The 26,701-nt window shown below is 60.3% G+C and carries 27 protein-coding genes; 15 read left to right on the top strand and 12 right to left on the bottom strand.

Annotation, left to right across the window (positions count from 1 at the left end; translation table 11 throughout):
- Window positions 1-170 precede the first annotated feature (170 nt).
- On the top strand, window positions 171-1,559 hold the full coding sequence (locus tag YU9_RS0101125; protein WP_027571106.1) for an MFS transporter: 1,389 nt from the start codon (window positions 171-173) through the stop codon (window positions 1,557-1,559).
- A gap of 4 nt (window positions 1,560-1,563) precedes the next feature.
- Here YU9_RS0101125 and YU9_RS0101120 read toward each other — a convergent pair whose 3' ends face one another.
- The gene (locus YU9_RS0101120) at window positions 1,564-3,168 is read right to left on the bottom strand and encodes a B12-binding domain-containing radical SAM protein (protein ID WP_027571105.1); all 1,605 of its coding nucleotides are present in this window, start codon (window positions 3,166-3,168) and stop codon (window positions 1,564-1,566) included.
- A gap of 317 nt (window positions 3,169-3,485) precedes the next feature.
- Here YU9_RS0101120 and YU9_RS0101115 point away from each other — a divergent pair, with 317 nt between their 5' ends.
- From YU9_RS0101115 to soxA, 7 genes are all read left to right on the top strand, one after another.
- Window positions 3,486-3,935, top strand: a complete 450-nt coding sequence (locus YU9_RS0101115; RefSeq protein WP_027571104.1) for a (2Fe-2S)-binding protein — start codon at window positions 3,486-3,488, stop codon at window positions 3,933-3,935.
- Between the two features lie 12 nt (window positions 3,936-3,947).
- Entirely contained in the window at window positions 3,948-6,134 is a 2,187-nt protein-coding gene (locus YU9_RS0101110; RefSeq protein WP_027571103.1) for a xanthine dehydrogenase family protein molybdopterin-binding subunit, read from the top strand.
- A gap of 52 nt (window positions 6,135-6,186) precedes the next feature.
- Complete coding sequence (locus YU9_RS0101105; protein ID WP_027571102.1) at window positions 6,187-7,458, top strand: NAD(P)/FAD-dependent oxidoreductase; 1,272 nt, start codon at window positions 6,187-6,189, stop codon at window positions 7,456-7,458.
- A gap of 195 nt (window positions 7,459-7,653) precedes the next feature.
- Window positions 7,654-8,094, top strand: coding sequence for a sulfur oxidation c-type cytochrome SoxX (gene soxX / locus YU9_RS0101100; protein ID WP_027571101.1), 441 nt, complete (start codon window positions 7,654-7,656; stop codon window positions 8,092-8,094).
- Between the two features lie 4 nt (window positions 8,095-8,098).
- Window positions 8,099-8,566, top strand: coding sequence for a SoxY-related AACIE arm protein (locus YU9_RS0101095; protein ID WP_027571100.1), 468 nt, complete (start codon window positions 8,099-8,101; stop codon window positions 8,564-8,566).
- Entirely contained in the window at window positions 8,566-8,883 is a 318-nt protein-coding gene (soxZ, locus tag YU9_RS0101090; protein WP_027571099.1) for a thiosulfate oxidation carrier complex protein SoxZ, read from the top strand. The genes YU9_RS0101095 and soxZ overlap by 1 nt, the downstream gene beginning before the upstream one ends.
- Window positions 8,880-9,659, top strand: coding sequence for a sulfur oxidation c-type cytochrome SoxA (soxA, locus tag YU9_RS0101085; RefSeq protein ID WP_027571098.1), 780 nt, complete (start codon window positions 8,880-8,882; stop codon window positions 9,657-9,659). Before soxZ ends, soxA begins: the two co-directional genes overlap by 4 nt.
- Window positions 9,660-9,713: 54 nt before the next feature.
- Here the strand turns inward: soxA and YU9_RS0101080 are convergent, their stop codons facing one another.
- Window positions 9,714-11,381 carry a hypothetical protein gene (locus YU9_RS0101080; RefSeq protein ID WP_027571097.1) on the bottom strand — a complete coding sequence of 556 codons (1,668 nt, stop codon included), beginning with the start codon at window positions 11,379-11,381 and terminating at the stop codon, window positions 9,714-9,716.
- Window positions 11,378-12,091 (bottom strand): cysteine hydrolase family protein, encoded by a 714-nt coding sequence (locus YU9_RS0101075; protein WP_027571096.1) that lies wholly within the window; start codon window positions 12,089-12,091, stop codon window positions 11,378-11,380. Before YU9_RS0101075 ends, YU9_RS0101080 begins: the two co-directional genes overlap by 4 nt.
- Window positions 12,092-12,539: 448 nt before the next feature.
- Here YU9_RS0101075 and YU9_RS0101070 point away from each other — a divergent pair, with 448 nt between their 5' ends.
- The 3 genes from YU9_RS0101070 to YU9_RS47260 all read left to right on the top strand — a co-directional run bounded on the left by YU9_RS0101070 (window position 12,540) and on the right by YU9_RS47260 (window position 16,694).
- Complete coding sequence (locus YU9_RS0101070) at window positions 12,540-14,513, top strand: ATP-binding protein (protein ID WP_036016759.1); 1,974 nt, start codon at window positions 12,540-12,542, stop codon at window positions 14,511-14,513.
- Window positions 14,514-14,569: 56 nt separating this feature from the next.
- Entirely contained in the window at window positions 14,570-16,177 is a 1,608-nt protein-coding gene (locus tag YU9_RS0101065; protein WP_027571094.1) for an RNA-directed DNA polymerase, read from the top strand.
- Window positions 16,178-16,415: 238 nt separating this feature from the next.
- Window positions 16,416-16,694, top strand: a complete 279-nt coding sequence (locus tag YU9_RS47260; RefSeq protein WP_156951598.1) for a hypothetical protein — start codon at window positions 16,416-16,418, stop codon at window positions 16,692-16,694.
- A gap of 106 nt (window positions 16,695-16,800) precedes the next feature.
- On the opposite strand, the gene YU9_RS0101055 is transcribed toward YU9_RS47260, so the two are convergent.
- Complete coding sequence (locus YU9_RS0101055; RefSeq protein ID WP_027571093.1) at window positions 16,801-17,067, bottom strand: hypothetical protein; 267 nt, start codon at window positions 17,065-17,067, stop codon at window positions 16,801-16,803.
- Window positions 17,068-17,378: 311 nt separating this feature from the next.
- Between YU9_RS0101055 and YU9_RS0101050 the strand changes: the two genes are divergently transcribed.
- Window positions 17,379-17,564, top strand: coding sequence for a hypothetical protein (locus YU9_RS0101050; RefSeq protein ID WP_027571092.1), 186 nt, complete (start codon window positions 17,379-17,381; stop codon window positions 17,562-17,564).
- 302 nt (window positions 17,565-17,866) lie between these two features.
- Here the strand turns inward: YU9_RS0101050 and YU9_RS40560 are convergent, their stop codons facing one another.
- Entirely contained in the window at window positions 17,867-18,058 is a 192-nt protein-coding gene (locus YU9_RS40560) for a hypothetical protein (protein ID WP_051380297.1), read from the bottom strand.
- A gap of 586 nt (window positions 18,059-18,644) precedes the next feature.
- Between YU9_RS40560 and YU9_RS45285 the strand changes: the two genes are divergently transcribed.
- Together YU9_RS45285 and YU9_RS0101035 are read left to right on the top strand one after the other, a co-directional pair.
- Entirely contained in the window at window positions 18,645-18,929 is a 285-nt protein-coding gene (locus YU9_RS45285) for a hypothetical protein (protein WP_084298868.1), read from the top strand.
- A gap of 34 nt (window positions 18,930-18,963) precedes the next feature.
- A complete protein-coding gene (locus tag YU9_RS0101035) occupies window positions 18,964-19,194 on the top strand; it encodes a hypothetical protein (RefSeq protein WP_027571090.1) in 231 nt (76 codons plus the stop codon).
- 465 nt (window positions 19,195-19,659) lie between these two features.
- Here the strand turns inward: YU9_RS0101035 and YU9_RS0101020 are convergent, their stop codons facing one another.
- Complete coding sequence (locus YU9_RS0101020; protein WP_027571089.1) at window positions 19,660-19,902, bottom strand: hypothetical protein; 243 nt, start codon at window positions 19,900-19,902, stop codon at window positions 19,660-19,662.
- A gap of 143 nt (window positions 19,903-20,045) precedes the next feature.
- Here YU9_RS0101020 and YU9_RS49660 point away from each other — a divergent pair, with 143 nt between their 5' ends.
- The gene (locus tag YU9_RS49660; RefSeq protein WP_084298872.1) at window positions 20,046-20,255 is read left to right on the top strand and encodes a hypothetical protein; all 210 of its coding nucleotides are present in this window, start codon (window positions 20,046-20,048) and stop codon (window positions 20,253-20,255) included.
- 1,050 nt (window positions 20,256-21,305) lie between these two features.
- Here the strand turns inward: YU9_RS49660 and YU9_RS0101010 are convergent.
- The 6 genes from YU9_RS0101010 to YU9_RS45270 form a co-directional block, all read right to left on the bottom strand.
- Entirely contained in the window at window positions 21,306-22,685 is a 1,380-nt protein-coding gene (locus YU9_RS0101010; protein ID WP_245266274.1) for a sodium:proton antiporter, read from the bottom strand.
- A gap of 152 nt (window positions 22,686-22,837) precedes the next feature.
- A complete protein-coding gene (locus tag YU9_RS0101005) occupies window positions 22,838-23,119 on the bottom strand; it encodes a hypothetical protein (protein WP_063623693.1) in 282 nt (93 codons plus the stop codon).
- 324 nt (window positions 23,120-23,443) lie between these two features.
- Complete coding sequence (locus YU9_RS0101000) at window positions 23,444-23,674, bottom strand: hypothetical protein (protein WP_027571086.1); 231 nt, start codon at window positions 23,672-23,674, stop codon at window positions 23,444-23,446.
- Entirely contained in the window at window positions 23,671-24,006 is a 336-nt protein-coding gene (locus YU9_RS0100995) for a hypothetical protein (protein WP_027571085.1), read from the bottom strand. Before YU9_RS0100995 ends, YU9_RS0101000 begins: the two co-directional genes overlap by 4 nt.
- A complete protein-coding gene (locus tag YU9_RS0100990; protein ID WP_027571084.1) occupies window positions 24,003-24,269 on the bottom strand; it encodes a hypothetical protein in 267 nt (88 codons plus the stop codon). The genes YU9_RS0100995 and YU9_RS0100990 overlap by 4 nt, the downstream gene beginning before the upstream one ends.
- Window positions 24,270-24,943: 674 nt before the next feature.
- On the bottom strand, window positions 24,944-26,455 hold the full coding sequence (locus tag YU9_RS45270) for an AAA family ATPase (protein ID WP_051380296.1): 1,512 nt from the start codon (window positions 26,453-26,455) through the stop codon (window positions 24,944-24,946).
- Between the last annotated feature and the right edge of the window lie 246 nt (window positions 26,456-26,701).

Below are 26,701 nucleotides of genomic sequence, written 5' to 3'. Positions count from 1 at the left end.
TTTTGAACGTCGTGACCAGGACCGAAAACAGGCGAAGCGCCCCGCTCGCCTTGCCCTTTCCGCGGTGCGTCCGGCATCGGCGCATACACAGCATGCACGCATGAGCCTGTGGCCGGCCGCCGAGCCGTAGTACACGCATAGCCGCACCGCCGGAGCAACGCGCTAACGCAATGACAATCACGTTACCTGCCGCCGCGCGAGAGCCCGACCACCCCATCGCCGACGGACTTCCGGCCACGCAACGGCGCTGGGCCATCGCCGCGATCTTCACCGCGCTGGCGATGGCCTCGCTCGACACCGCGATCGCCAACATCGCCCTGACCGCCATCGCCGCCGATCTGCATGTCAGCCCGGAGCAGTCGGTCTGGGTGGTCAACGTCTACCAGATCGCGCTGGTGGCGACGCTGCTGCCGCTAGGCGCGCTCGGCGAGATCGTCGGGCACCAGCGCATCTATCTCGGCGGCCTCATCCTGTTCACCATCGCCTCGCTGTTCTGCGCGGTCGCATGGTCGCTGGAGAGCCTCCTGGTCGCGCGCACGCTGCAAGGGTTGGGGGCGAGCGGCATCATGAGCGTCAACACGGCGCTGGTGCGCTTCGTCTATCCGGGCCGGATGCTCGGCCGCGGCTTCGGCCACAACGCGCTGGTCGTCGCGACCGCTTTCACCTTCGGTCCCTCGATCGCTTCCGCCATCCTGGCGATCGGTCCATGGCCCTGGCTGTTCGCCGTCAACATTCCGTTCGGTCTCGTCGCCATCGGCATCGGCATTGCGATGCTGCCGAAGACGCCGCGCGCCGACCACGGTTTCGATTTTCTCGGCGCGCTCCTCGCCGCCGCCTGCCTCAGCCTGTTCATTACGGGCATCGGCAGCGCCGCGCATAACCTGTCGCCGGTGGTCGTGGGCGTCGAGCTGATCACCGCCCTCGTGCTCGGCTTCATCCTCACCCGCCGTCATGCCGATCATCCCGCGCCGATGCTGCCGATCGACCTGTTCGCGAGGCCGATGTTCGCGCTGTCGGCGGCAACGGCGGTGTGCTCCTTCGCAGTCCAGGGCCTCGCCTTCGTCTCGCTGCCGTTCTATTTCGAGGACGTGCTCGGCCGCTCGCAGGTCGAGACCGGCTTCTTCATGACGCCATGGCCGCTGGTGGTCGGCATCATGGCGCCGATCGCAGGGCGTCTCTCCGACCGCCACGCGGTCGGCCTGCTCGGCGGTATCGGGCTCGTGCTGCTCGGCCTCGGCATGGCGCTGCTCGCGATGCTTCCGGCCAATCCCGCCATCGCCGACATCATCTGGCGGATGGTGATCTGCGGCATGGGGTTCGGCTTCTTCCAGGCGCCGAACATGAAGGCGGTGATGTCGAGCGCGCCGCCACATCGCAGCGGCAGCGCCTCCGGCATCGTCGCCACCGCGCGCCTGACGGGACAGACGACCGGCGCGGCGCTCGCCGCTTTGTGCTTCGCGCTCGCCGGACACGACGGCGCGACACTGGCGTTGGCGCTCGGCGCAGGTTTTGCTGCGCTCGGCAGCGTGATGAGCTTTTTGCGGCTTGCGGTGAAGTAAGCCGTCAGGCCGCCGTCACGCCAACAGCCGCCGGAGTGACGGTCTCGTTGTCCAGCGCAGCCAGGCGCTCATCGATGGCCGCGATGACCTTGCGCGAGAACGGTCCGAGATGCGCATAGGCCGCGATCATCTGTACGGCGATGCGCGCCGATGACGTGTCGCGCTTGGCGCAGTTCAGGAAGGTCTGCCAGAGCGGCCCTCGTGCCTCGGGAAGGGCGGAGACCACCTTGTGCACCGTCTCCATCGCCCCGAGCCTGGCGCGGATATCTCCTTCGGCGAGCTCGGGACGCTGCCTGGATCGGTCGAGCAGGGTCATCAGGCGGTCGACGCGTCCCGCATAGGCCGCCGGGCTATAGATGTGCTCCAGCACCCGCTTGTAGTCCATCAGGATGTCGCGCAACGGGCGGACCGGATCGAAGTTGATGCCAGCCGTGCACTGATCGGCGCCGATGGTCGGCGCCACATCGTGGCCCTGATGCAGCCGGCCTTCGCGCTCAAGGCGGCGCGTGAGCTGCGTGTTCGGCAGGGCATAGAGCAGGCCGACCATGGCGACCGGAATCGCCGCCTCCTCGATGAACTCGATCATGGCCTCTGCCATCGAGATCTTCTCGTTGTCGAAGCCGACGATGAAGCCCGCGGTGACGAGCATGCCGGCGGCGTAGATCTTATGGATGCTCTCGGCGATGTTGCGCCGCGTGTTCTGCTTCTTCCGCATCGCCACCAGCGTCGCCGGGTCCGGACTTTCGATGCCGACGAAGATGCCGAAGAAATTCGCCGCCCCCATCAGCTCCAAGAGTTCCGGATCGTCGGCGAGGTTGACCGAGGCTTCCGTGGAGAACTCGAAGGGATAGCCGTGCGTGCGCTGCCATTCGGCGAGTTTTGGCAGGAATTGCCGCAGCGACTTCTTGTTGCCGATGAAATTGTCGTCGACGAAATCGAGATGGCCGCGATAGCCCATCTGGTAAAGCGTCTCGAGCTCGATGAACATCTGCTCGATCGTCTTGGTTCGCGGCACGCGCCCGTAGAGCTCGATGATGTCGCAGAACTCACAGGTGAAGGGACAGCCGCGCGAATACTGCACACCGAGATAAAGATAGTCCTCGAAGTTGAGCAGGTCGAAACGCGGCACCGGCGTCTTGGTGACGTCGGCCTGGAACTTCGGTGCGGTGAAGACCCCGGACCGCGCGCCACTATCCCAGGCCGCGATGAATTGGTCGATGACGCTCTCGGCCTCGCCGAGCACCCGGAAGTCGGCCCGCTCATAGATGTGGGGGCTCGAGGTGGGATCGGGACCGCCGACCACCACCGGCTTGCCCGCCGCGCGGCAGAGCTCGATCAGGCGCAGCGTGTCGGCCTGCTGCGGCAACATTCCGCCGGTGAAGACGACGTCGGCCCAGGCGAGATCCTTGTCGCTGAGGGACGCCGTGTTGCAGTCGATGAGCCGGATCGTCCAGCTCTTGGGCAACATCGCGGCAACGGTGATCAGGCCCAAAGGGGCAGCGGGACGCTTGACACCCATCACTTTGCAGGATTCGCCAAAGCTCCAGAAGGACTCTGCCGAGAACAGCGGGTAGAGCATCAGTACGTTGCAGGGACTCGGCACGTTCATGGAACTCCTTTTGCGTCGGCGCAGTGTACCAAAGCGCCCGCATCTTGCACCCCGGCAAAAAGGACAAACTGTGGCCTCTTCGCAGCGGCAATCCGCCCCGGACGTCGCTTCAAGCCGCGGATTGGCGCCCACGGAAAAGGCGTCAACCCGAATCATTCGAGAAGGGATGAGGCAAAACAACGCGCCGGTCCATCCCCTCAGGAGCGACGCAATACATTCCAGCCACCCCTCGGACTGTTGATTTGAACAGTTCCAGTTCGCCGGACACATTGCGCCCCTGAGTTCAATCGGTGGATTGGGCCAATCAGGGGACTGCGATGGCAAACCTAACAATCAACGGAAAAACCCTAACCCTCGACGTCGAGCCGGATACGCCGCTGCTCTGGGCGATCCGCGAGAATGCCGGCCTGACCGGCACCAAATACGGTTGCGGCATTGCACAATGCGGCGCCTGCACGGTTCACATCGACGGCGTCGCGATGCGCTCCTGCGGGATCTCGGTCAGCGAGGCCGAGGGCAAGAAGATCACGACAATCGAGGGGCTCGCCTCGGGCGATATGCTGCACAAGGTGCAGGAGGCCTGGATCGCCCAGGACGTGCCGCAATGCGGCTATTGCCAGAGCGGCATGATCATGGCGGTGGCGGCGCTCTTGAACGAGAAGCCGAAGCCGACCGACGCCGACATCGACGAGGCCATCACCAATATCTGCCGCTGCGGCACCTTCCAGCAGGTGCGCGAGGCGATCCACACGATCGCAAGCGCGTAAGGAAATCCCCACATGAACAAGCATATCTCGCCGCGGCTCAACCGCCGCGCCTTCGTCATCGGCACGGCCGCGGTCGGTGCCGGCCTCGCCATCGGCCTCGACCTTCCCTTCGGCGGCCCCGCCGTGGTTCGCGCCGCCGACGGCTCGCCCGAGATCGGCGCCTGGATCGTGGTCAGGCCCGACGAAACCGTGGTGATCCGCATCGCCCGCTCGGAGATGGGCCAGGGTTCGCTCACGGGCCTTGCCCAGCTGGTCGCCGAGGAGCTCGAATGCGACTGGACCAAGGTCACGACCGAATATCCGACCCCCGGCCAGAGCGTCGCCCGCAAGCGCGTCTGGGGCGATTTCTCCACCGGCGGCAGCCGCGGCATCCGTTCCTCGCAAGACTATGTCCGCAAGGGCGGCGCCACCGCGCGCGTGATGCTGATCCAGGCCGCCGCCGACGCATGGAAAGTGCCGGCGTCCGAGTGCACGGCCGCAAACAGCGTCATCACCCATACGCCATCGGGCCGGACCACGACCTACGGCAAGATCGCCGAGGCCGCGGCGAGACTGACGCCGCCGGCGGACGTTAAGCTGAAGGATCCGAAGGACTGGAAGCTGATCGGCAAGGGCGTGAAGCGGCTCGACACCGTCGACAAGACCACCGGAACGATGGTCTACGGCATCGACGTCAAGCTGCCGGGCATGCTGAACGCCGCGATCAAGGATTGCCCCGTGTTCGGCGGCAAGCTGAAGAGCTTTGACGAAGCCAAGATCGCCGACATGAAGGGCGTCAAGAAGGTGGTCAAGGTCGGCGACACCGCGGTCGCTGTGGTCGCCGACACCTGGTGGCACGCCAAGACCGCGCTGGAAGCGCTGCCGATCGTCTGGGACGAGGGCGACAACGCCAAGGTCTCCAGCGAGTCGATTGCGAAGTGGCTGGCCGAGGGGCTCAATGATTCGCAGCCGGCCTATGTCGGCAACAAGAACGGCGACGCGAAGGCTGCGATTGCCGGAGCCGCAAAGAAGGTCGAAGCCGTCTACAGCTATCCCTACCAGAACCACGCCACCATGGAGCCGATGAACGCCACCGCGCTCTACACGGCGGACAAATGCGAGGTCTGGTGCGGCACGCAGAATGGAGAGGCAGCCTTCGCGGCAGTGCTGGAGGCTTCCGGCCTGCCGGCCGAAAAGTGCGACGTCCACAAGGTGATGCTTGGCGGCGGCTTCGGCCGGCGCGGCCAGACCGACTATGTCCGCCAAGCGGTCATGATCGCCAAGCAGATGCCGGGTACGCCGATCAAGCTGCTCTGGTCACGCGAAGAGGACATGGCGCACGGCAAATATCACCCGATCACCCAGTGCAAGATGACCGGCGCGTTCGATGCCAATAACAATCTGATCGCGCTGCACTACCGCCTGTCCGGGCAATCGATCCTGTTCTCGCTGCGCCCCGAAGCGCTGCAGAACGGCATGGATCCGGCAGCATTCCAGGGCGTCGCCCAATCCGGCGAGGCCGCGTTCGGCTATTCGGTGCCGAACCTCCTGATCGAGCATGCAATGCGCAACCCGCACGTTCCGCCCGGCTTCTGGCGCGGCGTCAACGTCAATCATAACGCGATCTACATGGAATGCTTCATGGATGAGCTGGCCCAGGCCGCAGGCCAGGACCCGCTCGAATTCCGCCGCAAGCTGATGGGCAATCATCCCAAGCACCTCGCGGTGCTCAATGCGGTTGCCGAGAAGATCGGCTGGAACACGCCGGCGCCGCAAGGCGTCTATCGCGGCATCGCCCAGGTGATGGGTTACGGCAGCTATGTCGCGGGCGCCGCCGAGATCTCGGTGACCGACGGCAGCAAGATCAAGGTGCACCGCATCGTCGCCTCCACCGACCCCGGCTACGTCGTCAATCCGGCGCAGGTGGAGCGGCAGGTCGCCGGCTCCTTCGTCTATGGCCTCTCCGCGCTGTTCTACGGCGGCTGCACCGTCAAGGATGGCCGCATCGAGCAGACCAACTTCGACACCTACAATTCGATGCGCATTAACGAGATGCCGAAGGTGGAGACGGTGATGGTGCCGAGCGGCGGCTTCTGGGGCGGTGTCGGCGAGCCGACCATCGGCGTCGCGGCGCCGGCGGTGCTCAACGCCTACTTCGCCGCGACCGGCAAGCGCATCCGCTCGGTGCCGCTGCGCGACCAGAACATCACCTTCGCGTGAGAACAGCTGCGGCGGCGATGCCCGCCGCCGCAGCAATTTCCGGATAAGTCTCATGAATGCGCCGGTGACACGGCGGAGTGCCGCCCTCGGCATCGCCGTCGCGGCCACATCGCTCGCCGCACCTTCGATCCTGCGCGCGCAATCGGCAGGCCACCTCGTCGTCGTTGGCGGCGGCTTCGGCGGCGCGGCTTGCGCCCGCGCGCTCAAGCGCGCCGATGCAAAATTGCAGGTCACCCTGATCGAGCCGAACAAGACCTACATCTCTTGCCCCCTCAGCAACGAGGTGGTCGCGGGCCTGCGCGAGATCGAGGAGCAGCAGTTCGGCTATGACAAGCTCGCCGCCGAGGGTATCCGCATCGTCGCTCAGGCTGTGACGACCATTGACACGCAAATGCGTAGGGTGACGACGGGTGATGGCACCACGTTTGACTATGACCGGCTCGTGCTCTCGCCCGGCATCGACTTCCATCTCGAAGCCCTGCCCGGCTACGACGATGTCGCATCGGAGACGATGCCGCACGCCTGGAAGGCCGGCGCGCAAACGCTTTTGCTGCGCCGGCAATTGGAAGGGATGGCCGACGGCGGCACGGTCGCCATTGCAATCCCGGCTAATCCTTCACGCTGTCCGCCTGCGCCCTATGAGCGCGCAGGACTGATCGCGCACTATCTGAAGACAAAGAAGCCGCGCTCGAAAGTTCTGATCCTCGATGCCAAGGACACGTTCTCGCAGCAGCGGCTGTTCGAGAAGGCGTGGAAGGAGCTTTACGGCGACATGATCGAGCGCATTGCGCTATCGCAAGGCGGCCGCGTCACCTCGGTCGATCCTGCGACCAAAACCATCGTCACCGAGTTCGGCAACTACACCCCCGATGTCGCCAACGTCATTCCGCCGCAGCGTGCTGGACGCATCGCCGAGGTCGCGGGCGTCGCCGACGCTACCGGCTGGTGTCCGATCGATCCCGTGACCTTCGAATCCAAGCTCGTCAGAAACATCCATGTGATCGGCGACGCCTGTCTCGGCGGCGGCATCCCCAAATCGGCGGCGGCCGCGAGCGCCCAGGGCAAGGTCTGCGCCGGCGCGATCATAGCCCTGCTCGCGGGCCACACGCCGGAAACGCCGCGTCTGACCGGCGTCTGCTACAACACCGTCGCACCCGGGTACGGCTTTTCGCTGATCGGCAACTACCAGCCGAGGGGCGACATCTTTGCCGAGGTCGAAGGCGGCGCCACGAGCCCGGTCGACGCTCCGCGCGAATTGCGCGCGCGCGAGGCAGCTGAAGCCGAGCGCTGGTTTCAGATCATCACGGCGGACACCTTTGGCTAGCGCAAGATGAGATCAAGCTGTCGCCACCAGCAAGCTGCGCCCCCTCCCCCGCCGGCGGGGGAGGGTTGGGGAGAGGGCGTTTCCACAACGAAGACTCCCCCAGAGGAAAGAGCCCTCACCCGGCGCTACGCGCCGACCTCTCCCGCAAGCGGGAGAGGTAAGAGGAGTGCGCGGCGACCTCGATCATTCCATCCAATATCTGCGACTGCTGCATTCATCGCAGCGAGCCTCGCCCTCTCCTCGCATACCAAGGCGAACGAGCTTGCGCCTTATAAGATCGTCGGCGACGGGATTCCAGCTTCGCTCACAGGCTTCCCTGGCGATGCCGCGCGTGGGCGCGCGCTGGTGCTCGCGCGCACCACGACCTGCATCCTCTGCCATTCCGGCCCATTCCCGGAAACCCGGTTCCAGGGCGACCTTGCGCCTGATCTCTCCGGGGCCGGGAACAGGTGGTCGGTGAGCCAGTTGCGACTTCGATTGGTCGATGCCTCGCGCTTCAATCCGGACACCATCATGCCGTCCTACTATCGCAATGACGGCCTCGTCCGCGTCGGACGTAACTTCGCCGGCAAGCCGATCTTGTCGGCTGCAGAGATCGAGGACATCGTGGCTTTTCTTGCAACACTTCGGGACTAGGCTCATGCCAACCACGCGACGACAATTCCTGAGGCTCGCCGGAGGCGTGACGGTCGCCGGCACGATCCCGATCGGCACGCTGCGGCCGCTCGAGGCAACGCCGGCGATGCTCAACACCGCGATCCGCAACGTGGTCGGTGAAGCACAGATTCACACCGGTAGGGTCAAGCTCGACATTCCGCCACTGGTCGAGAACGGCAACACGGTGCCGATGACGGTGAGCGTTGCCAGTCCCATGACGGCGGACGACCACGTCAAGAGCATCCACGTCTTCAACGAGAAGAACCCGCAGCCGAACATCGGCAATTTCTATTTCGGCCCCTCTTCCGGCCGGGCCCAGGTCTCGACCCGGATTCGGCTCGCCGACACCCAGAAGGTGGTCGCGATAGCGCGCCTCTCCGACGACACGTTCTGGCAAATTGCCGCCGACGTCGTCGTGACACTGGCCGCCTGCACCGAGGAGGTGAACTGATGGCCGCCCTCATCAACGTTCCCTCGAAGGCCAAACGCGGCGAGATCATCGAGATCCGCACGCTGACCTCACACATCATGGAGACCGGCTTCCGCCACACCGCCGACGGCAAGCTGGTGCCGCGCAACATCATCACGAGCTTCACCTGTCGTTACAACGGCACTGAAATTTTTCGCGCCGATCTGTTTCCGGCGATCGCGGCGAACCCGTATTTGTCGTTCTTCGCGGTCGCCAAGGAAAGCGGCAAGTTCGAGTTCGAGTGGATCGGCGACAACGGCTATTCGTCCACCGCATCGGCATCGATCACGGTCGAATGATCTCTTGGCGCGCGATAGCGGCGGCAACATTGTTCGCCGCGGCCCCTGCCCTGCTTGCCGGTGAAATCACGCCCGATGCGCGCCGGTCCGGCTATGCCTTCATGGGGCCCGACACGCGGGCCATGCAGGACGACGACACCAGCAATCCCGGCATGCTGTTCGTGCTCGACGGCGACGCGCTCTGGGCGAAAAAGACCGGCAGCGCCGACAAAGCCTGCGCCGATTGTCATGGCGATGCGCGCGCCAGCATGAGGGGCCTCGCGGCGCGCTATCCCGCGTTCGACAAGGCCCTCGGCCGTCCCGTCACGCTCGATCAGCGGATCAATCTCTGCCGCGCCAATCATCAGCAGGCGGCGCCGCTGCCCTACGAGAGCCGCGATCTGCTCGCATTGTCCGCCTTCATCGCCCACCAGTCGCGCGGCACCGCGATCACGGCCGGTGACGATCCGCAAGCCAAGCCCTTTGTCGAGCAGGGCCGCGCCCTGTACATGCAGCGCGAGGGGCAGCTCAACCTCGCCTGCACCAACTGCCATGACGACAATTTCGACAAGCGCCTCGCCGGCGCGCCGATCACGCAAGCGCAGCCGACCGGCTATCCGCTCTATCGGCTGGAATGGCAGACGCTGGGGTCGCTGGAGCGGCGGCTGCGCAGTTGCATGAGCGGCGTTCGTGCCCAGGCCTATGACTACGGTTCGCCCGAGTTGGTCGCGCTCGAGCTTTACCTGATGTCGCGGGCGCATGGCCTGCCGATGGAAACGCCCGCCATACGTCCTTGAGACAGGAACGGCCGGGCCATCGCCCGGCCGCTTCGTCGAAATTGAAAGCCGCGCCTACTCCGCCGGCGCGGCCGACATCTCCGGATGCGCGGCATAGGGTTCGCTGGCGCCGAGCTTGCCGGCGGCGAACAGGCCAGCGGCCATCACGGCGTAGGCCAGGGCGACCGCGGGCGTCACGCCAAAGCCGCCGCCGATGCCGACGGCCTCGCCGTGCATGAAGCCGAAGTAGGTCAGCACCGCACCGACCAGCGCGAAGGCCGAGGCTTTCTCGAAGTCGCGCTCGATAATGAAGACAGCGATCGCGCCCAGGATGAGGCCGCCGAGGATGGAGCCGCCGCCCATCACCTCAAGACCCCGATAGAACACGCCCTGCTGCGGCAGCGCGGCGATCGCGGCGGCCTTGACCGCATCGGCCTTGTCGGCCGCCAAACCACCGACGGTTGTCGCCGCGTTCATGGTGGAGCCGAGCATCGTGTCGATCTGGAGCTTGGCCCAGGCGGCAAGATGCGGGGTCAGCGCCAGCACGATCGCGGGCGCGTGCTTGACCGGCGTGGTCTGGAACGCCTGCGCGCCGATCAGCATGCCGATGTAGAGCAGGATCGGCGAGATTGCTACGACAGGCACGAGTGCCAGCAGCACCGCGATGATGCCGAACCAGGACAGCACGACCACCATGATGCCGGTCGCTGCCGAGTAACCGATCCGACCGCCCATCGCCTTCCAGCCGGGATGGCCGATATAGACGGCGTTGATGAAGGGATTACCCATCAGGCAGCCGATCAGGCTGACGACGCCGTCAGCGGTGAGCACGCGCGTCGTCGGATATTCGTCGCCGGCAGCCTCCGCGCTCTCGACATTGTCCATGGCCTCGACGAGGTCGTAGATGCCGAACGGGATGGCGGTGACCAGGATGATGCCTAGGAATTCGAAGCCGGAGAAGACATAGTTTACTGCCGGGATCGGCACAGAAAAGCCGAAATTGGCAAAGGCAGCGCCAACACCCGCGATGCTTAAGCCGCCGAGACCGAGCCCGAACAGGTTCGAGCCCCAGGCGATGATCATGCCGGCCGCGATCGCGACGAGGCCCGCGGGAACGCCGCGCCAATATTTCACACCGCCGAACCAGCTCACCAAAATGATGGCGAAGCAGACGAGGCCGATCTGCGGCGTCATGTACATCTCGAGCGCCGGCCGCATCGAGATGAAGGTGACGGAGACGCCGGCAAGCGTGCCGAGCAGCGCCGCGCGCGGCGTGATCCTGCGAATGAACGGCGCGATGAAGCCGCCGATCATGAGAATGAAGCTCTGGAAGAACACCCAGACGAGACCCGCCGACCAGCCCTTGAGCGGATCGCCGGTCTTGAGCGTGATCGGCAGCATGATCACGAAGGTGACGATGAACATGTGCGGCACGCTGACGCCGGACGGCAGCGCGCAGACATCGTTGCGGCCGGTCTTCTGGGCGAGGCGATAGGCGAGATACGCATAGTAGAAGGTGGAGAGGCACATCATCAGCCCAAGCGCGGGCAGGATGCGGCCGAACACGAGGCTATCAGGCATCTTCAGGACGAAGCGAAGCAGGCCCGTGAGCACCAGCATGTTGACGAGAATGTTGGTGCCGAAGCCGAAAAACGCATTCCAGTCGCCCGATGTCCATAACGCCGGCTTGAATTCGGACGTATTGATCTCGGACTTGCCAGCCGTCCCCGTCAATGTGCTCATGATGTTACCCCCAATGTGGTCGAACTCTTCATCGCCTCCAAGACTGCGGCTGAGCTTGCGACCCAGCCGAAGATGCCGCCCTGGGCCTTGATCATGTTCAGGCCCATCTCGTGAAATTCGGGGAAGTAGGATGCGCAGCCGTCGGAGATGACGACGCAGCGATAGCCGCGGTCATTGGCCTCGCGCACGGTGGTGTTGACGCAAACTTCTGTCGTGACGCCGCACACCAAGAGATTCTCGATACCGTAATTCTCCAGGACATCGCCGAGCTCGGTGGCGTAGAAGGCGCCCTTCCCCGGCTTGTCGATCACGATTTCGCTGTCGAGCGGATAGAGCTCGGGAATGATGTCGTGGCCGGCCTCACCGCGAATGAGGATGCGTCCCATCGGACCGAGATCGCCGATACGAAGGCTCGGCGCGCCGCGTTCGATCTTTGCCGGCGGCGCGTCGGAGAGATCGGGCAGATGCCCCTCGCGCGTGTGGATCACCAGCATGCCGGTGTCGCGCGCCGCCGTCAGCACCATGCCGATCGGTTTCACCGCGCGCGCAAGCTGGCTGACGTCGTTGCCGAGCGTTTCGCCGAAGCCGCCGGGCTCCATGAAGTCGCGCTGCATGTCGATGATCAGAAGCGCGGTGGCGGGCCAGTCGAGCGCGATCGGCTCGGGCTCGGCGCTGACGACGCCCTTTGTCGGCTTGGCTGAGTTCAACATGACGCAGACCCCCGCGAGAACTCTCTTGGCCAGGAGTTCTGCAAGCGCCGTGCCATTGTGTACAATTGCGGTGGGGCGCGGGTGGCGAGGGAATTTGCTGCGTGCTCAGAACGTTACGCCGGCGATCGGCGTCTGCTTATTCCCTGTGCGACGGCTTTGCGACCTGCATTTGCCCAAGGGATGAGCGGCGAAGCACGGTCCTCTTTCCTTCTCCCCTTGTGGGAGAAACGACAGAACAAAAGATGTCGTAAGTTCAACGTGATAGGCGATTAGTGTCCGTATAGTGTCCCAAATCACCTATCACGGCCTTGCCGCTCTTCGGTACATCTGCCCCTTGCCTAGTGCCTGATTATGCACGCCTTTTGCTTAGGTCCGACTACATTTATTCTTTACCCCTGGTTGTAGAAATGATTGGCTCCCCTTCGCTCCGTTTGAGCTGGGGGCCAATGTGGCTGGCACAGATGCACTCTTAAAACCCGACATGCGGGCGGTGCTGTCGCGCACCCATGTCCAAGTGGACCTGCATGGACTTCTTCTACCCGTGCTGGAAGCCATCTCGAATGCGATGCACGGCGTCGAGGAACGCTTTGGCGAGGATGGAAGAACAAACGGCACTGTGGACATCCATTTCCACGACTGGAACAATCCTTCCAAGTTCAAGGTCTCTGTCACCGATAACGGTGCCGGCCTGAACGACGAAAACTACAAGTCGTTCAAGACCCCCTTCACTGGACATAAGCTTAGGCAGAAAGGGCGCGGCTTCGGGCGCTTCATAGCTTTCAAAGTTTTTGCTCGGATCGTCTATGAAAGCCGGTACGCGTTCTTAACGGCAGAAGACACTAGGTCATTTCGATTCAATATCGAAGAAGAGCGTGAATTCGCCCTCCTTGAGGCAGCGCCAGAATTCTCTGGGACAGGGCTTCGCGTTACGTACGATCAACCGCTCACAACTTGGCAGGAACTTATTCGACAGCTCGATAAGGATGGCATCGCCAACGAGATTGGCGGGCATTTCCTTCCCTATTTTCTGTATCGCTGGCTTCCCGAGATCACCATTCGCTTTGATCAAGAAGCACCAATCGACATTCGTAGCCGCTTCGGCTCCATGTTTGTCCAATTCGACACCGGCTTAATCACAGTCGAAATAGATGGCTCGCAAGAGCCGGCAAATTATTCCTTAGCCAGGGTGCGACGATCACAGCAATTTAAGAGCCACTGCCTGCTGCTGTCGGCCGCGGATCGGATCGTTGGATCGCCGCGTGATCTAAGTGCTAAGATCGGAAGTCAGTTTTTTTCTGACGAGGTCGGTGAAAGATATGTCGTCATCGCCGTGGTTCGGAGCGAGGCATTCGAGAATAGGCTCAACGACGCCCGAACAGGCATAAACGTAAGCCCCCGAGTTCTGGAAGATATCGTCTCGAAGATCAGCGATGTGATCCAATCGAAAGAGCTGAGTCAAATCGAAAAGATCAAGACTGAGCAATCATCAGACCTCGAAGACGCCCTCAAGGAAAATCCCATCCTCAGACTTGGTTTGCGCGGCCGCTCAGTGAAAGAGTATGTCGCAGCCAAACCCAATAATTGGTCCAGCGAGGAATTCGTCTCCGACCTCGCAATCGAGCGCTATCGCGCAACCAATGATTTGACTAAGCAGATTGTGGCAGCGGCTGCCAATGCGGACAATTACGAGCGAGAGATCAAAAAACTTGTCGAGCAGATTGACGAAAGCAAGAAAGAAGCGTTGGCGGAATATGTAATCCACCGCAGAAACATAATCGATCTAATGGAGGCCGCGCGCAAGTTCCAAGGTGACGGACGACACGCTCCCGAAGATGCAATTCACGATCTTGTCTTCAAGCGCTTCAACGACAATGTCTCGTTAAATTACTTCGAACACAATCTATGGCTCGTCGATGACGCTCTGGCATTTATGCCTTACATCTCCAGCGATAGAACCCTGCATGGCGGAAGGCGACGCACGGGTGACAAGGTCACCGATCTTCTATTCTTCGATGATAGTATGGTACTTGGCGACGAGAATGCGACGACCTTGACAGTGGTCGAGTTCAAAAGGCCAAGCAGAAACGACTATGTGTTCGGCTCCGAGAAGAGCGATCCTGTACTGCAAGTCATCAACACCGTCTCGAAGGCTGCTGCCGCAGGTGGATTGGCCAAGACGGACGGCACGCATTTTTCATTCGCGGGCGTCGTCCGAAAAATCGCCTACATTGTTGCTGACCTCACTCCAAGCCTGATCGAGGTTCTTCGGCAGCACGATTTTATAAATGACTGGAATCCTCGGGTTTTCGTTCGATACCACGCCAACCAACGCGTGTTCATTCAGGCGCTTGGATACGAGACCCTGCTGGAAAACGCGAAGAAACGAAATCAGGCGTTCTTTTCGGTCCTCTTTGGCCAATGATCTTTCTTCAAACAGCAGCCGTCTCAATGGCGGCGATAGTCCGCAGAGACTGATAGATGTCGCTCAAGCAGGATTTGCTTCGCATAGGCTATTTCCCCGAGAACCTTCCTCCCAGTTTTCATACCGAAGAGATCGCTCAATATTTTGCAACCAACCCGTCAAGCTATTTGTCCGACCCCAAGCAGCCGCTTAGGTCGGCGATCTACAACGCTTCCAAACGCGGAGCATCTCGCCGAACGTTCTCAGCCATCCATCCCATTACGGCTCACGATTTGGCGGAATTCCTGCATGCACATGTCGCCGAGCTTGACAAACTGTTCGCAAGCAATCCGTCAAGCCTGTCAGTGCCCAACCATACTCCGCAGGGTGAAAGAGCGCTTGAGATATCGTCACACAATCAGTTGGAAATCGAACGTCTAAACAGGCTGGCAGGATACCGTTTCATAGCAAAAACGGACATTTCTCGCTTCTATCATTCGATTTACACGCATTCGGTTTCATGGGCCTTTCACGGCAAGGATGTCGCCAAGAAGACAAGAAAATTCGACGCCCAGGACGTGTATTTCAATCGTCTCGACTTCACTTTGCGACAAGGGCAGGATGGCCAAACTATTGGAATCCCGGTAGGCCCGGACGCTTCTCGATATGTCGCGGAACTGATCTGCACGAGTATAGATACGGATTTTCACTCCCGGTTTGGTAGCGCTGAGGTCGGATTCATTCGGCACGTTGACGATGTTTGGATCGGTGCACAATCGCATTCGGAAGTCGAGCGAGCATTGTGGTTATATCGAAACTGCCTACGAGAGTTTGAGCTGGATATTAATGAAAGTAAGACTCGCATTTATGGAGCGAATTTTCGCTTTACTGATGCATGGCCATCGGACGTTGCAAATCGGTTAGAGGTTGCTTTAGCAGCTCCCGATCATCGTCGAGAGGAGCGGCTGAGGGCTGCGCTTGAGTATGCATTCGAATTGTCGCTCACTGACAGCGATGACGGCATATTGAAGTACGCCATTCGTCAGCTTGATCGGTCTGAGCACCAATGGGACGAATGGGACGCGCTCCAACCGTTCTTAATGCGCTCAGCAATTCACTTTGGGCATACGCTCGACTATGTCATTCGCGTTTTAGTCTGGCGCAAACTGACCAAGGACGATTTAGACCATGAGCGATGGTCCGAACTGATCAAGTCTATGCTGGACTATCACGGCCGGCTAGGCAACGACAGTGAGGTCTGTTGGCTCCTATTCGGAGCTAACATCCTGAAAATAGATGTCCCGGAAGCGAGCGCCTTGACGATCATTCGAAATTGTGGGGCTCTCTCTATCGTCTCGATCATGAATTTCTTCGGCGGAGGGAGCAAGTCAATCTTCGATGCAATCTTTGAGCTGATTAGTACGGAAAACTCTGAAGGCCCAATGTGGCCAGTGTTTCTGGAATGGTCATCCAGTGGGTGGCCTCGGAATACTGAAGTGCGGAAACTCATCACGAATGATACATTAAAAGCTATGTATGAGAAGCGGGTATTCCTGTTCGACGAGGAGCGCCTCCCGCGTGTCTTCAGTGGCATCGAAGAATCAAAGTTCAGCGACATTGCGCACGCGATCGAGCTTCGCGTGAGTTCTTATGACGCGGAGGACGACGATGACGCTGAATCGTAGTCGCAAGAATGTTTCTCGGCGCGAATTCAGGTGTGCGCGACCGATTCCCTTGCGAGCAGCGTCCTGGGAGCGCAAGCTGTCGACGATCGCATCGTAGTCGGTCTGCCGGACGGTCTTGATCCACTCGTCCGCGCGCTGCTCTCGTTTTTCAATGCAGCCGGATGGGCCGCCTACCGCTACACGGAGCGGGACGCTTCAACGACCATATTTGTCAGGCCCAGCCAACTTGGAATTTGCGATGGCATCGGGAGGCAACGGGAGCAACGCCAAGGCGTTCATCCCCAGCGGGTCTCCAGCGTCAGTTATCACCACGCGGCAGCTTCGCGACAGCTCGACGGAGCTTGATCTCGATGCACCGAGCGCAGATCAACTCGCCGTCCCCGGCCGGTGGCGCAAGAACGGTCAGCTCTTGTTGCGCGAACTCTTCTTCGCAGTGATCGCAGCGGCCTGGGATTTCGAGCATCCGCGCATTTGCTCACGTAGTTATGGCGGAATTCGGCAAAGGCCGCCGGAATGAACCTAAGCCGCTGGTCAGTTGGTGTCTGGAGAACAAAAAGTCGCGCCGACAGGAATGGGCGCGACTTTTCTCGAATAGCAAAGACGTTCAGGAATGATGCCCTCGACTATTTCTCTTTGATGACGGTCGTGCTGCTGCTACTGCCAACTGTCCCTTCCTCGCAGACTTTGGTCTGCTTGATGCGATCTTCGGCTTCCACGCGGCTCTTGAAGGCCAGCGGACCGATCTGTGTTACGACCTCCTTGTCCGCCGGACGTGTCGTGGTAACGGTGCATTGGCGGTTCGGACCCTGCACGACATAGTACTCATCGGCCAGTGCCGGGGCGGCGCATCCGATGATGAATGCGCCAGCAAGAAGTAGTGGTGCCTTCATTGTCGCCTCTCTCTGTTCAAGTGCTGCCGACCGGCGCGATCGAGAAACCGTGACGTGATACCGGGCACGCGACCGCTCCTCTCCCTTCTGTCGGCGGCTCTGTAACTCGGTGCAGACTGCAAGAGTTCCGAACGGCCACGTCTGTGGTGAAGAGAACGAGTGAGCCAAGGGACCGTCTCAGAATTCAATTCACGCGCCCTGGAACTCCCCGATTGCGTGCTCGCGTCAAAATACCAGAGTGGTAGAATACAAGAATTCGCACCAAGCAGGGTGCATTTGTGAGTGCTGCAAGTACCGGCGACGCGCGAGCGATGAACATCTTGCGCGAACTGCACGAGGCCGAGACGGAGCTGGTCGGCAAGACCGTCGTCTTGACTGACGGCAAGGCTGGCACAATTGATCGCGTCTTCCTCGATGATCAGCACGGACTTCGCATCTCGGTCGCAGGACATGAAGGTCGCTGGCCGATTTCGACGGTGAAACACATTGAGGGCTGATCGGCCGTGCGCCCGGTGGCAGCATACCCTCCCAGCAGCGCGCGCTCGACGACCTGCGAATTCAATCAGTGAATGGTTGACTTCACCGAGTCTGCCGATTGATCGAGAGCTGTATTCTCCTCGGCCTCTCGCACTCGGCCTCGAAGGGTCTCAAGTTCGGCAAGCTGAGAAATAAGCGCCCGAGCGCGCAGGCACAGGACAACGCGGTTGTACGCCCGATTACGGTTATTCATTGCACGCCCCCGATGTTTGAAGAGTTGGCTCCTTGGGTCGGTTCTCATCCCCGTATTGCAAGGGTTTTCTCACCCGGCCAGATCAAGCGAGCTGGTCGAGCTACCGACGTTGCATTCCCGGAAGTGGGACGACAGCTCAATCTCAGCCAAGTGCTCCCAGCATTCCGCGTCCGCGAGGAGTTTCCATTTGTTCATGCTGTTGTACGCGGTCTGTTGACGGCACAGCGAACCCATCGCGCGCAAGCGTTGCACCTTCTCCACTGCGAACCCTCCTTCGGGCTTGTTCTTCGCAAGCCATTGTTTGTGTCGATTGAAAGTCTCGCAGATTAAAGTGACGAGTGATAGTCCGGTGTTTGATTGGTTTAAATGACAGCGCAATCGTCAGACTTTTCAGCGGCGCAGTGTTTTCAGAAGGCGCTTGATTGCATCCAATGCTTCGATCAAGGCCGGCCGCGTTGGCCGAGGCGGCAAGCGTGGCCTGCGAGGGGGCATCGTGATCACAACAAACAAGATGTTGATCAGTAGCCATAGCCCAAGAAGTAGGAGGACAGTCCGCACACGAACCTCCCGAAAAAATTAACTAAATATAGGGGCGCTCCATGTTTCGCGCGATGCGAGCGCTGGAACCGCGCGGGACAATGATGACCGCTCCAGGGTTGCCCTGCGCGAGTTTGGAATTCTAATCCCGATCGGAAACGTTTTCTGCGAGCTGCACATTGAGGCCTCTGTCGAACGCCGAAGGCGCTGCAAAAAACATCCTGCAGCGCAGCTACGGAACAATATTACAGCCGGAGCTTTCGCGGAACGAAACGGATCGTCAGTCTTTCTCTGGCCTTGGGAGGTGCACATGACTTCTCAGACCATAGAAGGCGCCTGTGCGTTCGCTTGGCGAAACTACCTGCTGCTTCACAGCGGCATCAGCGAGAACGATACTCGGCGCTCCGCCCTCTATCGCTACCTCGTCAATCTTCGTGATACCGGCGAAGACGATTTCGATCTCTTGCAAGTAGCGGCGGTCGCTTACTTGAAAAAACTGGACGAACTGCACGACGACCGATCGGCGAGACTCGCGGTAGATCAAATTTTGGCCGAACGTTTAGAGTCACGCAATGCACAACCCGCCACTTACTAGCTTCAGGCAAGCAACATTGGAAGGAGAGAGCAGCATGGCAGACAAATCCGCTAACTCAGACCGGTTCGCGCGCGAACCACAAAGACGCATCGCCGCTGCGACAGCAATCGGCATGAATGCCTTGAACCCAATCATGCGCTTTCAGGTCTCAATGCTGAGGATGTGGGCCGATAGTATTGAGAGGTTCGCAGGCAATTACAAAAAGGAGTTGGAAGAAACCGCGACCGCCGTAGAGGAACAGACAGACAAGGAACGCGCCGCGTAGATCGACGCGAATGGTCACGTGGAATTCCCTTCGGGGATGCGGCACAGCTTGGGGCGCGTCTTACTGGCCCGTCAAAGCTTGCAGCGACGCTTCTAATTCCGCGAGGATGTCGTGCAGGAGCCAAGCGCGAGCGGGTCGGTAACGCCGCGCTCCATCATGCGGTAGCGCATGATCTCGCGTTGAAGCTCTTGCTGTTCCTCGCCTTCGTCCATAGCGAGTTCTCCGCAATTGCGCATGACGCCGAACGGCGACGACAAGGCATCCGGCACGCGCTATCCTGAGCGGGACGAGCCCTCCATTCAGAACATTCCGATCAGGCTGAAAAGGCCGATCTCGGCCACGAACGTCACGGCCATGACTGCGACCGTGAGGAACACATCGCCCACTGGGACAGGGGTCATGGCGCGCCTCGCACGTTGCGAAGCCCCGAAGCCCAATAGCCAACCTCCCGATCTCCGGATTGTTTCAGTTCCCCAGTCGGCGCTCGCCTAGCATTTCGAGTTCGGTGATCGCCTGCGCCGAAATCTGTGCAGGGTCTTTGAGCCCTTTTTGGGCGATCTTGATGATTGTTTTCGCCACTAATTCCGTGAGCGGATCGTCGCGATCTTTAACACACAGAGAACGTAAAGTTTGCTCGTAAGCCTTTGTAATACATGCAATTTCTTTCGGTGGCATCCCGTGGGTTTGCAAATGTAGGTAAATCCCCATGTCTCGCCCTCCAGGCCTATGACGCCGGACGATACCATGGAACCGAGTCTTTACCGGAAAATATTGGAACCTATTAACGTATTTAAATTTATTTAATCGTGGTAATTTAATCTCTGCTGTCTCACAATCATAGGATGGACGCGATGCCCTCAGAAGACGAAGACCGGCGTGAGTTTCTCAAAACTTGCGGAAAATTCGCGGCGGTCACCCCGCCAACCATGACTATGCTGCTTTCGACCTCCCTCACGTCAAACGCTATTGCGCATTCCGGAGGTGGAGGCGCCCGTGGTCGCGAGCATCACGAGCATCATCACCACGACCACCACCACCGCCACCATCACGACCGCGACTAGGCTGAAGGATTTCAAAGACACATAGGCCGCCTCCAGGGCGGCCTTAGTTCTTTGTCAGAGGCCTTGCCGGTTCTTCTGCCATTGCCTCAGTATCAACAGGGGGCGACTCGCCCGTGCGGTCCTTCAGGTCGGCCGCTCGCTGGATCAATCCCGACGCAACCTGCGGGTCCTTTGTTGTTTTGGCCATTCGCAGCAGCGTTGCTGCCGCCTCTCGGGCGAAGGAGGTGTAGCGTGGCACGTTTTTCTTTTCCCATTCCAACCCTCTTGGAAGAGTCGTTAACCCCGGGTTGAGTTCCGGTGCTTTGTATAAAAATGTACACAAGCCGCAAAAAGGACCTCAGCTTGGCTGGCGCCAAGCTGAGGTCCTGTGTCGGCATCACGTTGTCGAGGCGTGATCCAAAAGGATCAACCTAGTTTCCAGCCATTTGGTTCCCGCTGCTAGCGAACGCACCGGGTCAAACGCGGCGCTAGGCAATCGGCGCGCAGCCGATGATTTTCCTTCAGAAAAGCCCCGGTCACAACCGCAGCTTCTGCCACCCGTATTATTCCCAAGTGTTCGCCGGTCCAGCTTCGGGTATGCGCTTAGTCGCTATGAAGCGAGCCGACAGCAACTCCCCGCCACCTCCTACCTGCGACAATTGCACCCGTGAAATGGTGCCGGTGGGAGCGTTGCGCGCAATCGTGGATCGTCGGGCCGTACGAGTCTACAAATGCCTTCCATGCCAGCGGGTAGTCACCACGCCTTTGCAAGGATAAGGCGAGGCCCGACGCCAAGGGCGCCCTAAAGCGTCGGTAAGGGTCGCCCGAGTGCACTAACAGCGGACCTCAACGGCCGATCTGCACCGGAGGCGATGAATGTGGCGGCTCTACTCCCGGCTCCAGACCTGCCGCTGCACTGCGCCGACCGACGCGATGGCACACTTCCGGACATTCGGCGACGCTGTGTAGGAGCTTTTCTTGTCGGCCTGATGATCTGGATCGCAGCCACAATTCACCGCTCGACGGTCCAAGCGATTTTCAAAGGTTCGACACTCGGTACGGCAGGCCGGGCTACCTGAAAAAAATGAAGGTGATCACTGCAAACAGCGGAAGCAATATTCCGCCGGACCAGAGCATGTAGCCGAAGAAGCTCGGCATACGAATGCCCCTCTCTTCGCAGATGGCTTTAACCATGAAGTTGGGTGCATTCCCAATATACGTATTGGCGCCCATGAACACAGCGCCAGCCGAAATGGCGAGCAGCGTTTTGAACAAAGGCCCCATGAGCTGTTGCGCATCGCCGCCTGCGAGATTGAAAAAGACAAGATAAGTAGGCGCGTTGTCGAGAAAACTGGATAATGCCCCCACCAGCCAGAAATAGGCGGCCTCGTTTGGGCGTCCGTCAGCCGTCGTGACGAGCGTTAAGAGGTGGGCCAATGCACCGTCTTTCCCTGCGCGAAGGATCGCCAGCACGGGGATGATGGTGATGAAAATCCCGGCGAAGAGGAAGGCCACCTCTTGAATTGGGGTCCATGCGAAAGCGTTTTCGACGCGAATTGACCGACGCGTTGTGCGCCATGAGAGGTAGCCCAGAGCAAGAAGAACGACGTCCCGAACCAGCCCTTCCAAGGGCAACGCCACGCCAAGGCCGAGTGGAATATCCACGTCCGGCTTCCACACGCCGCTCAGCAGCACTACAACCATAATGCCCGCCAGATACGCGACATTGTGCAAACCTTCGATCCGCAATTGACGGGGTACGTGACTGGTCGGCCACTTTGCCCCTTCTTTTCGCCAATGATAGCGGTCAATGCAGTAAAAAAGCAGCAAAAGCACAATACTTGCGACGGCCATTGGCGGAAACAAAGCGGTCACCGTCCAGAGAAAGTCCACGCCCTTTAAGAATCCGAGAAACAGGGGCGGATCGCCAAGGGGGGTCAGAGAGCCGCCGATGTTCGCGACAAGAAAAATGAAAAATATGAACACGTGACTATTGTGGTGACGATCTTGGTTTGCACGGATGAGGGGACGGATCAACAACATGGCTGCGCCAGTGGTCCCGACGAGACTTGCCGCCACCGCCCCAATGCCGAGCAGGGCCGTGTTCGTTGTTGGGTTGCCTATGAGATTTCCCGCGAGTTGGATGCCGCCTGCCACGACAAACAGCGAGAACAGAAGGATGATGAACGGGAAGTATTCTAAAGCCGCGGCGTGAAGCACTTCAGTTGCGGTGACCAAAATGCCGAACGACGTGGCGCACGCCACCAAAAGCGTTGCGGCCCAAAACGCGGTGATCTTGCCGAAGTGGTGCTCCCAGAAATGCGGCGCTACCAAAGGGAAGAGCGCGATCGATAGGAGAGTTCCGGTGAACGGCAATCCCCACAGCAAGCTTAACTGAGAGCCGACGAGATGGGCTCCTTCACTTGCAGTAGCGGTTGCGGGAAAAACCATTGTCAGCACGGCGCCAACGGCAGCCACGCGGCGCATTTTGTCCACCAACGAAAGCCCCTTCTCTAGCTGTTCTGAAAGCCCAAGCAAAAAGGCAAAGAATGGTCGAGAGAACTAGCCAAGACCAAAGTCCGAAGCCAGTTTGTAAACATCGGTTAAGCCACCACGCTCTTGCCGAAGCTGGTCTCCAATCGCGTCAGCCATTTTTCGCAGGCCCATAAGCTCTCAGGCTGAAGCTCGAAGAGGACAAAGGCATCGCCAGTTTCGGAGGCTGCCAGCAATTCCTCTCGAAGTTGGGAGACGGACAGGTCGCTGTTAAAGACCCATACCGACTCAAGCACCCTAGTGGCTCCCCAGCTTTGAAGTTTGTACACCATGGCATGACGGTTCCGGAGGCGCACACGGTTTAGATCGTAACTTGCAAGGTAGTGAGCCATTGTCGCCTCCTTCTGACTGCGAGGCCGATCCTATTTGCACCCCGCCGACCAAATGGTGTGGCGGGCTGTCGCAGGGCGCGGCTTCAGTCTATCAGCTAGAGCCCGTTTTGCGTCCTCTTGGCTCATGGCCCGGCATAGCAACAAGACACGCTGTTCGTCCACAGGGACAGTTGGTGACCTCCGAGTCGGAAAGGGTGGCGGAAGAACGTCAGCAACGGGTCAGACTCGGAAGTCGAACTACGCAATCGCGACTTCCGCTTTCCTACAACAGCAGACTAACGGCGCTACGAACTCCTTGATATACGGTTGGCGCGAATCGGCCAGTTAATGCAATGTCGCCGACGGCCGCTCCATCATCGCCTCGACAAATTGCCGCAAGCCCTCCATAGCCTTGCTCCGCCACGCCTCCAGCTCGCCGGCGTATTTCGACAAGGCTGCACGAAACTCTTCTCCGTTAATGTCGGCACCGCGCCCAAGGAGCCGCTGCGCATAGGCGGTGAGCGCAAGATCGCGATGGCGGCACAACTCGGCGTTTGCTTCATCCAATACTTTCATTTTGAACCTCGCTTCACAGCCAATTTCCAAATATTTCCGCCTTCACCCGGCCGAACGCCGGTGTTTTCCACGTCGGTATTCCAAACTGAACCCGCATGCGTGACAAAGGACCCCGGCTGATATGTCCGCGATTCATCCCAAATGCCCAAGTAGCGCAGCGTCGGTCGCGATTCGAGTGCCTTGATCCGGTCTTTCAGCGGCGTGATTGCTGCCAGCACGAAATCGCCGATCACCGGTGCCAGCGATTTGACGAGGCCTTCGATCTCGGCTCGCCGCTGGGGCGAAACCTTCGCTTCGATCGCACGGCGCTCTTCGGGAGTTGGGACGTTCATGGCATGCCCTTCGTGTCTGCCGGCTTGCCATGCCGCCTTTCGTAGGCAAGCTGCAACCGCGCCTGTTCTCGAACCAGTATGCGCGCAGCCAAAACGTTCTCGGGCTTGTCGCGATGCCACAGCAGTTCGCGGACGCGCCTTTCCAGCCGAGCAATAGGAATCAGATCGTCGATTTCGGGCGAAAGCCGAACCACCCGGCACCCTGCCTTTGCGGCGATCCGCCGCCCATATTCCAGATCACTCGCTGTCAACCTGACGACCATGTGTGTCTGCCCTCAACTTTGAAGTTGATCTCTACAATAGCAAATCGGCCAACCCCCTTCTAGGAATTTAATCCCAGTGCATACGGGCCACCCCGTGCGGTCGCGGGGGCCGCCGCGTTCTGGATTTTTGCTCCCCCCGCCCCCCGGTCATCGGTCAATGAACAGCGGGCGGCTTTTCGGCTTCGACGCGATCGCCGCAGCATGTCGGCTGCTCCAAGGGCGGCCGACGGCGACGACCAGAGGACTCGTTGCCGTCGCGACGAGGATCAACGGCTTTCAGTCTTGTCCAATCCGCCCCGTCGACGACATCCAGCCCGAGTAGGCGACGAGGTATTCGCCGCGTCGCTCGCGCTCGCGCTGATCCTGTTCCGCTGGGTTGCTGTGCGACCCCTGGCACTCACGATCCATTGTTTCTTTTCGAAGCTTCCGGCGCGCCATCGACGCGCCCAATTGATTTCGACGGGGGCCGTCCCGAGGAAGTGGAAAGGCGAGCGGGAGCCGCCTCAGCATTTCAAAGTTCTCCCTTACCCCGACCTCCCTGCTGGGAGGGGGCGCGGTGCTACCAGCACCGCGCCCCCTCCCAGCAGCAGGGGGGTATGGGGGGAGGGGTGGAAGAGTCGATGGAAGCTGCTGGAGCATGGTGGAAGGGCTTGGTGGAAATGGCTGTTACTCCCTCACGTCTTCACGATCCGCGACCGCTGCTTCGACCTCGGTCCCTCCGTCACCACGCGAATTTTGCCGGCGTCGAACAGCCGCAGCATGGCGTCGGCGAGCGCCACCTTGTTCAACTTCTCGGACGTGGCCTCTCGTTCCTTGGCAAAGCAAGCCGGCGCGTAGGTGGTGCCCTTCTTGTCGGTGACGTTACGGCCCTGGCGCGTGAAGCGGTCGAGCAAGTCCAGAAACACCTGCTCGGCGCGCTGCTCGGCGATCTGCGGGTCGGTCGATCCGCCCGGCACCTCTGGAACAAAGATACCGTTCTGAAAGCGCAGCATGAGCTTCGGCGGCAACGGCCCGTATTGCACCTTCTTGTACTCCAGCACGCGCAAGCCCGATTCTCCTTCGTCCTTGTTGGCCGCGCGCAGATGCAGGCGGCCACGGACCTTGCCATGCCACGCGGTCGAACCGGACGTGCCTGTATTGCTGCCGGCTTGGCTCGGATGCGCGTTGACGATCACCGCGCAGTTGGCCGCGATGGCAAGACTACGCAACTGGGCGACGAACGCGGCGACCTGACCACGGTTGTTCTCGTCGCCGTCGAAGATGTCGGACAACGTGTCGAGGATGATCATCACCGGCCGGATGATTTGCGCGCGACCCCACAAGGCGCGAAAGAGGGGCGTCTGCTCGATATAGCCATCACTGTCGAAGCGGGCGAGCGTCATATCCTGCCCTGCATAGCTCGACGCGTAGAGGCCGTTAATGATCAGCTCCGAGAACGGTTCGTTATAGTGCGCGGCAATGTCATGGAGACGGTGCCGCAACTCGTCTTCGTCATCCTCGGCACCGAGGTAGATCACCGGACCCGGCTCCGGGTCGCTGCCGAACCAACCGCGCGACAAAACGGTTGAGCAGGCCAGTTGCAGAGTGAGGAGGGACTTGCCAATTGCGCCATCCCCGTAGAGCAGCGTCACCTGCCGTTTCAGAATGCGCTCGCGCACCGCCCACTCGCGCGGCGGCGACGGTGCAATCCCTTCCATGAACTTGATGTCGGTCGCAAAGTAGCCTTCCTTGGCATAGTGCTGGCGGACATCATCCTGCGTCTTGCCGGGGTCGATTGGCAAGTTCGTGCCCAGACAAGCGTCGAAAAAGTTCACGCCGATCAGAGCGTCCCGCTCGCCGTTGGGCGCGCAGGGAATACCCAACTCAAATGCGGCGATGATGATGGCCCCTACACTGACGCCGTCGGTGCAAAGGTTGTCCTCGACCGCCCAATCAGTGACAAGACGGCACAGGATAGTTGCCGACGGTGAGCCCGGCTCGCGCGCCCAGCGGGTGCGGCGACACGTGCTCAGGAACTTCGCGGCAATTGCGATCTCGTCGCGCGGCACCGGCCGACGCTGACCGCTGGACGGTCCGGTTCGGCCGTTGCGGCAGATCACGTAGGGGCCGATCCGGGCCAGCCCTTCTTGATCCACTGAATTGTTTCGAGTGGACACATCGGTCGTCGAATTGTAGAAGTCGTTCATATCAGCTCTGTCCTATTTGCTGTTTGCTATCAGCCCGCTCCGGTTTGCCGATCGGCGCGGGTTTTTCATTTGGGGCCGTCAACTTGACGGCTTCACGCCGTGAGGCTGATGCGGGCGCGCTGCTAGGCCGCGTGCTCAATCTCGGCCGCTCGCGTGCGAGCGCCGTGCAATGGCCGCATCGACCCGATCATCAATTTCGTCTGCAACCCAACCTACGCGGTTGCCGGCGACCGGAACGCGTTTCGG

This window comes from Bradyrhizobium sp. WSM1743 (genome assembly GCF_000473065.1).
In the GTDB taxonomy this organism is placed as follows: Bacteria; Pseudomonadota; Alphaproteobacteria; order Rhizobiales; family Xanthobacteraceae; genus Bradyrhizobium.
The sequence above is the reverse complement of the archived record's forward strand: the minus strand, read 5'-3'. Positions and strand labels throughout refer to the sequence as shown.

What these genes read in the sequence shown, in the direction of transcription:
- YU9_RS0101125 (WP_027571106.1), top strand. Translation starts at nt 171, where the DNA reads ATGACAATCACGTTACCTGCCGCCGCGCGAGAGCCCGACCACCCCATC.
- YU9_RS0101120 (WP_027571105.1), bottom strand. Translation starts at nt 3,168, where the DNA reads ATGAACGTGCCGAGTCCCTGCAACGTACTGATGCTCTACCCGCTGTTC.
- YU9_RS0101115 (WP_027571104.1), top strand. Translation starts at nt 3,486, where the DNA reads ATGGCAAACCTAACAATCAACGGAAAAACCCTAACCCTCGACGTCGAG.
- YU9_RS0101110 (WP_027571103.1), top strand. Translation starts at nt 3,948, where the DNA reads ATGAACAAGCATATCTCGCCGCGGCTCAACCGCCGCGCCTTCGTCATC.
- YU9_RS0101105 (WP_027571102.1), top strand. Translation starts at nt 6,187, where the DNA reads ATGAATGCGCCGGTGACACGGCGGAGTGCCGCCCTCGGCATCGCCGTC.
- YU9_RS0101095 (WP_027571100.1), top strand. Translation starts at nt 8,099, where the DNA reads ATGCCAACCACGCGACGACAATTCCTGAGGCTCGCCGGAGGCGTGACG.
- soxZ (WP_027571099.1), top strand. Translation starts at nt 8,566, where the DNA reads ATGGCCGCCCTCATCAACGTTCCCTCGAAGGCCAAACGCGGCGAGATC.
- soxA (WP_027571098.1), top strand. Translation starts at nt 8,880, where the DNA reads ATGATCTCTTGGCGCGCGATAGCGGCGGCAACATTGTTCGCCGCGGCC.
- YU9_RS0101080 (WP_027571097.1), bottom strand. Translation starts at nt 11,381, where the DNA reads ATGAGCACATTGACGGGGACGGCTGGCAAGTCCGAGATCAATACGTCC.
- YU9_RS0101075 (WP_027571096.1), bottom strand. Translation starts at nt 12,091, where the DNA reads ATGTTGAACTCAGCCAAGCCGACAAAGGGCGTCGTCAGCGCCGAGCCC.
- YU9_RS0101065 (WP_027571094.1), top strand. Translation starts at nt 14,570, where the DNA reads ATGTCGCTCAAGCAGGATTTGCTTCGCATAGGCTATTTCCCCGAGAAC.
- YU9_RS47260 (WP_156951598.1), top strand. Translation starts at nt 16,416, where the DNA reads ATGGCATCGGGAGGCAACGGGAGCAACGCCAAGGCGTTCATCCCCAGC.
- YU9_RS0101055 (WP_027571093.1), bottom strand. Translation starts at nt 17,067, where the DNA reads ATGAAGGCACCACTACTTCTTGCTGGCGCATTCATCATCGGATGCGCC.
- YU9_RS0101050 (WP_027571092.1), top strand. Translation starts at nt 17,379, where the DNA reads ATGAACATCTTGCGCGAACTGCACGAGGCCGAGACGGAGCTGGTCGGC.
- YU9_RS45285 (WP_084298868.1), top strand. Translation starts at nt 18,645, where the DNA reads ATGACTTCTCAGACCATAGAAGGCGCCTGTGCGTTCGCTTGGCGAAAC.
- YU9_RS0101035 (WP_027571090.1), top strand. Translation starts at nt 18,964, where the DNA reads ATGGCAGACAAATCCGCTAACTCAGACCGGTTCGCGCGCGAACCACAA.
- YU9_RS0101020 (WP_027571089.1), bottom strand. Translation starts at nt 19,902, where the DNA reads ATGGGGATTTACCTACATTTGCAAACCCACGGGATGCCACCGAAAGAA.
- YU9_RS49660 (WP_084298872.1), top strand. Translation starts at nt 20,046, where the DNA reads ATGCCCTCAGAAGACGAAGACCGGCGTGAGTTTCTCAAAACTTGCGGA.
- YU9_RS0101010 (WP_245266274.1), bottom strand. Translation starts at nt 22,685, where the DNA reads ATGGTTTTTCCCGCAACCGCTACTGCAAGTGAAGGAGCCCATCTCGTC.
- YU9_RS0101005 (WP_063623693.1), bottom strand. Translation starts at nt 23,119, where the DNA reads ATGGCTCACTACCTTGCAAGTTACGATCTAAACCGTGTGCGCCTCCGG.
- YU9_RS0101000 (WP_027571086.1), bottom strand. Translation starts at nt 23,674, where the DNA reads ATGAAAGTATTGGATGAAGCAAACGCCGAGTTGTGCCGCCATCGCGAT.
- YU9_RS0100995 (WP_027571085.1), bottom strand. Translation starts at nt 24,006, where the DNA reads ATGAACGTCCCAACTCCCGAAGAGCGCCGTGCGATCGAAGCGAAGGTT.
- YU9_RS0100990 (WP_027571084.1), bottom strand. Translation starts at nt 24,269, where the DNA reads ATGGTCGTCAGGTTGACAGCGAGTGATCTGGAATATGGGCGGCGGATC.
- YU9_RS45270 (WP_051380296.1), bottom strand. Translation starts at nt 26,455, where the DNA reads ATGAACGACTTCTACAATTCGACGACCGATGTGTCCACTCGAAACAAT.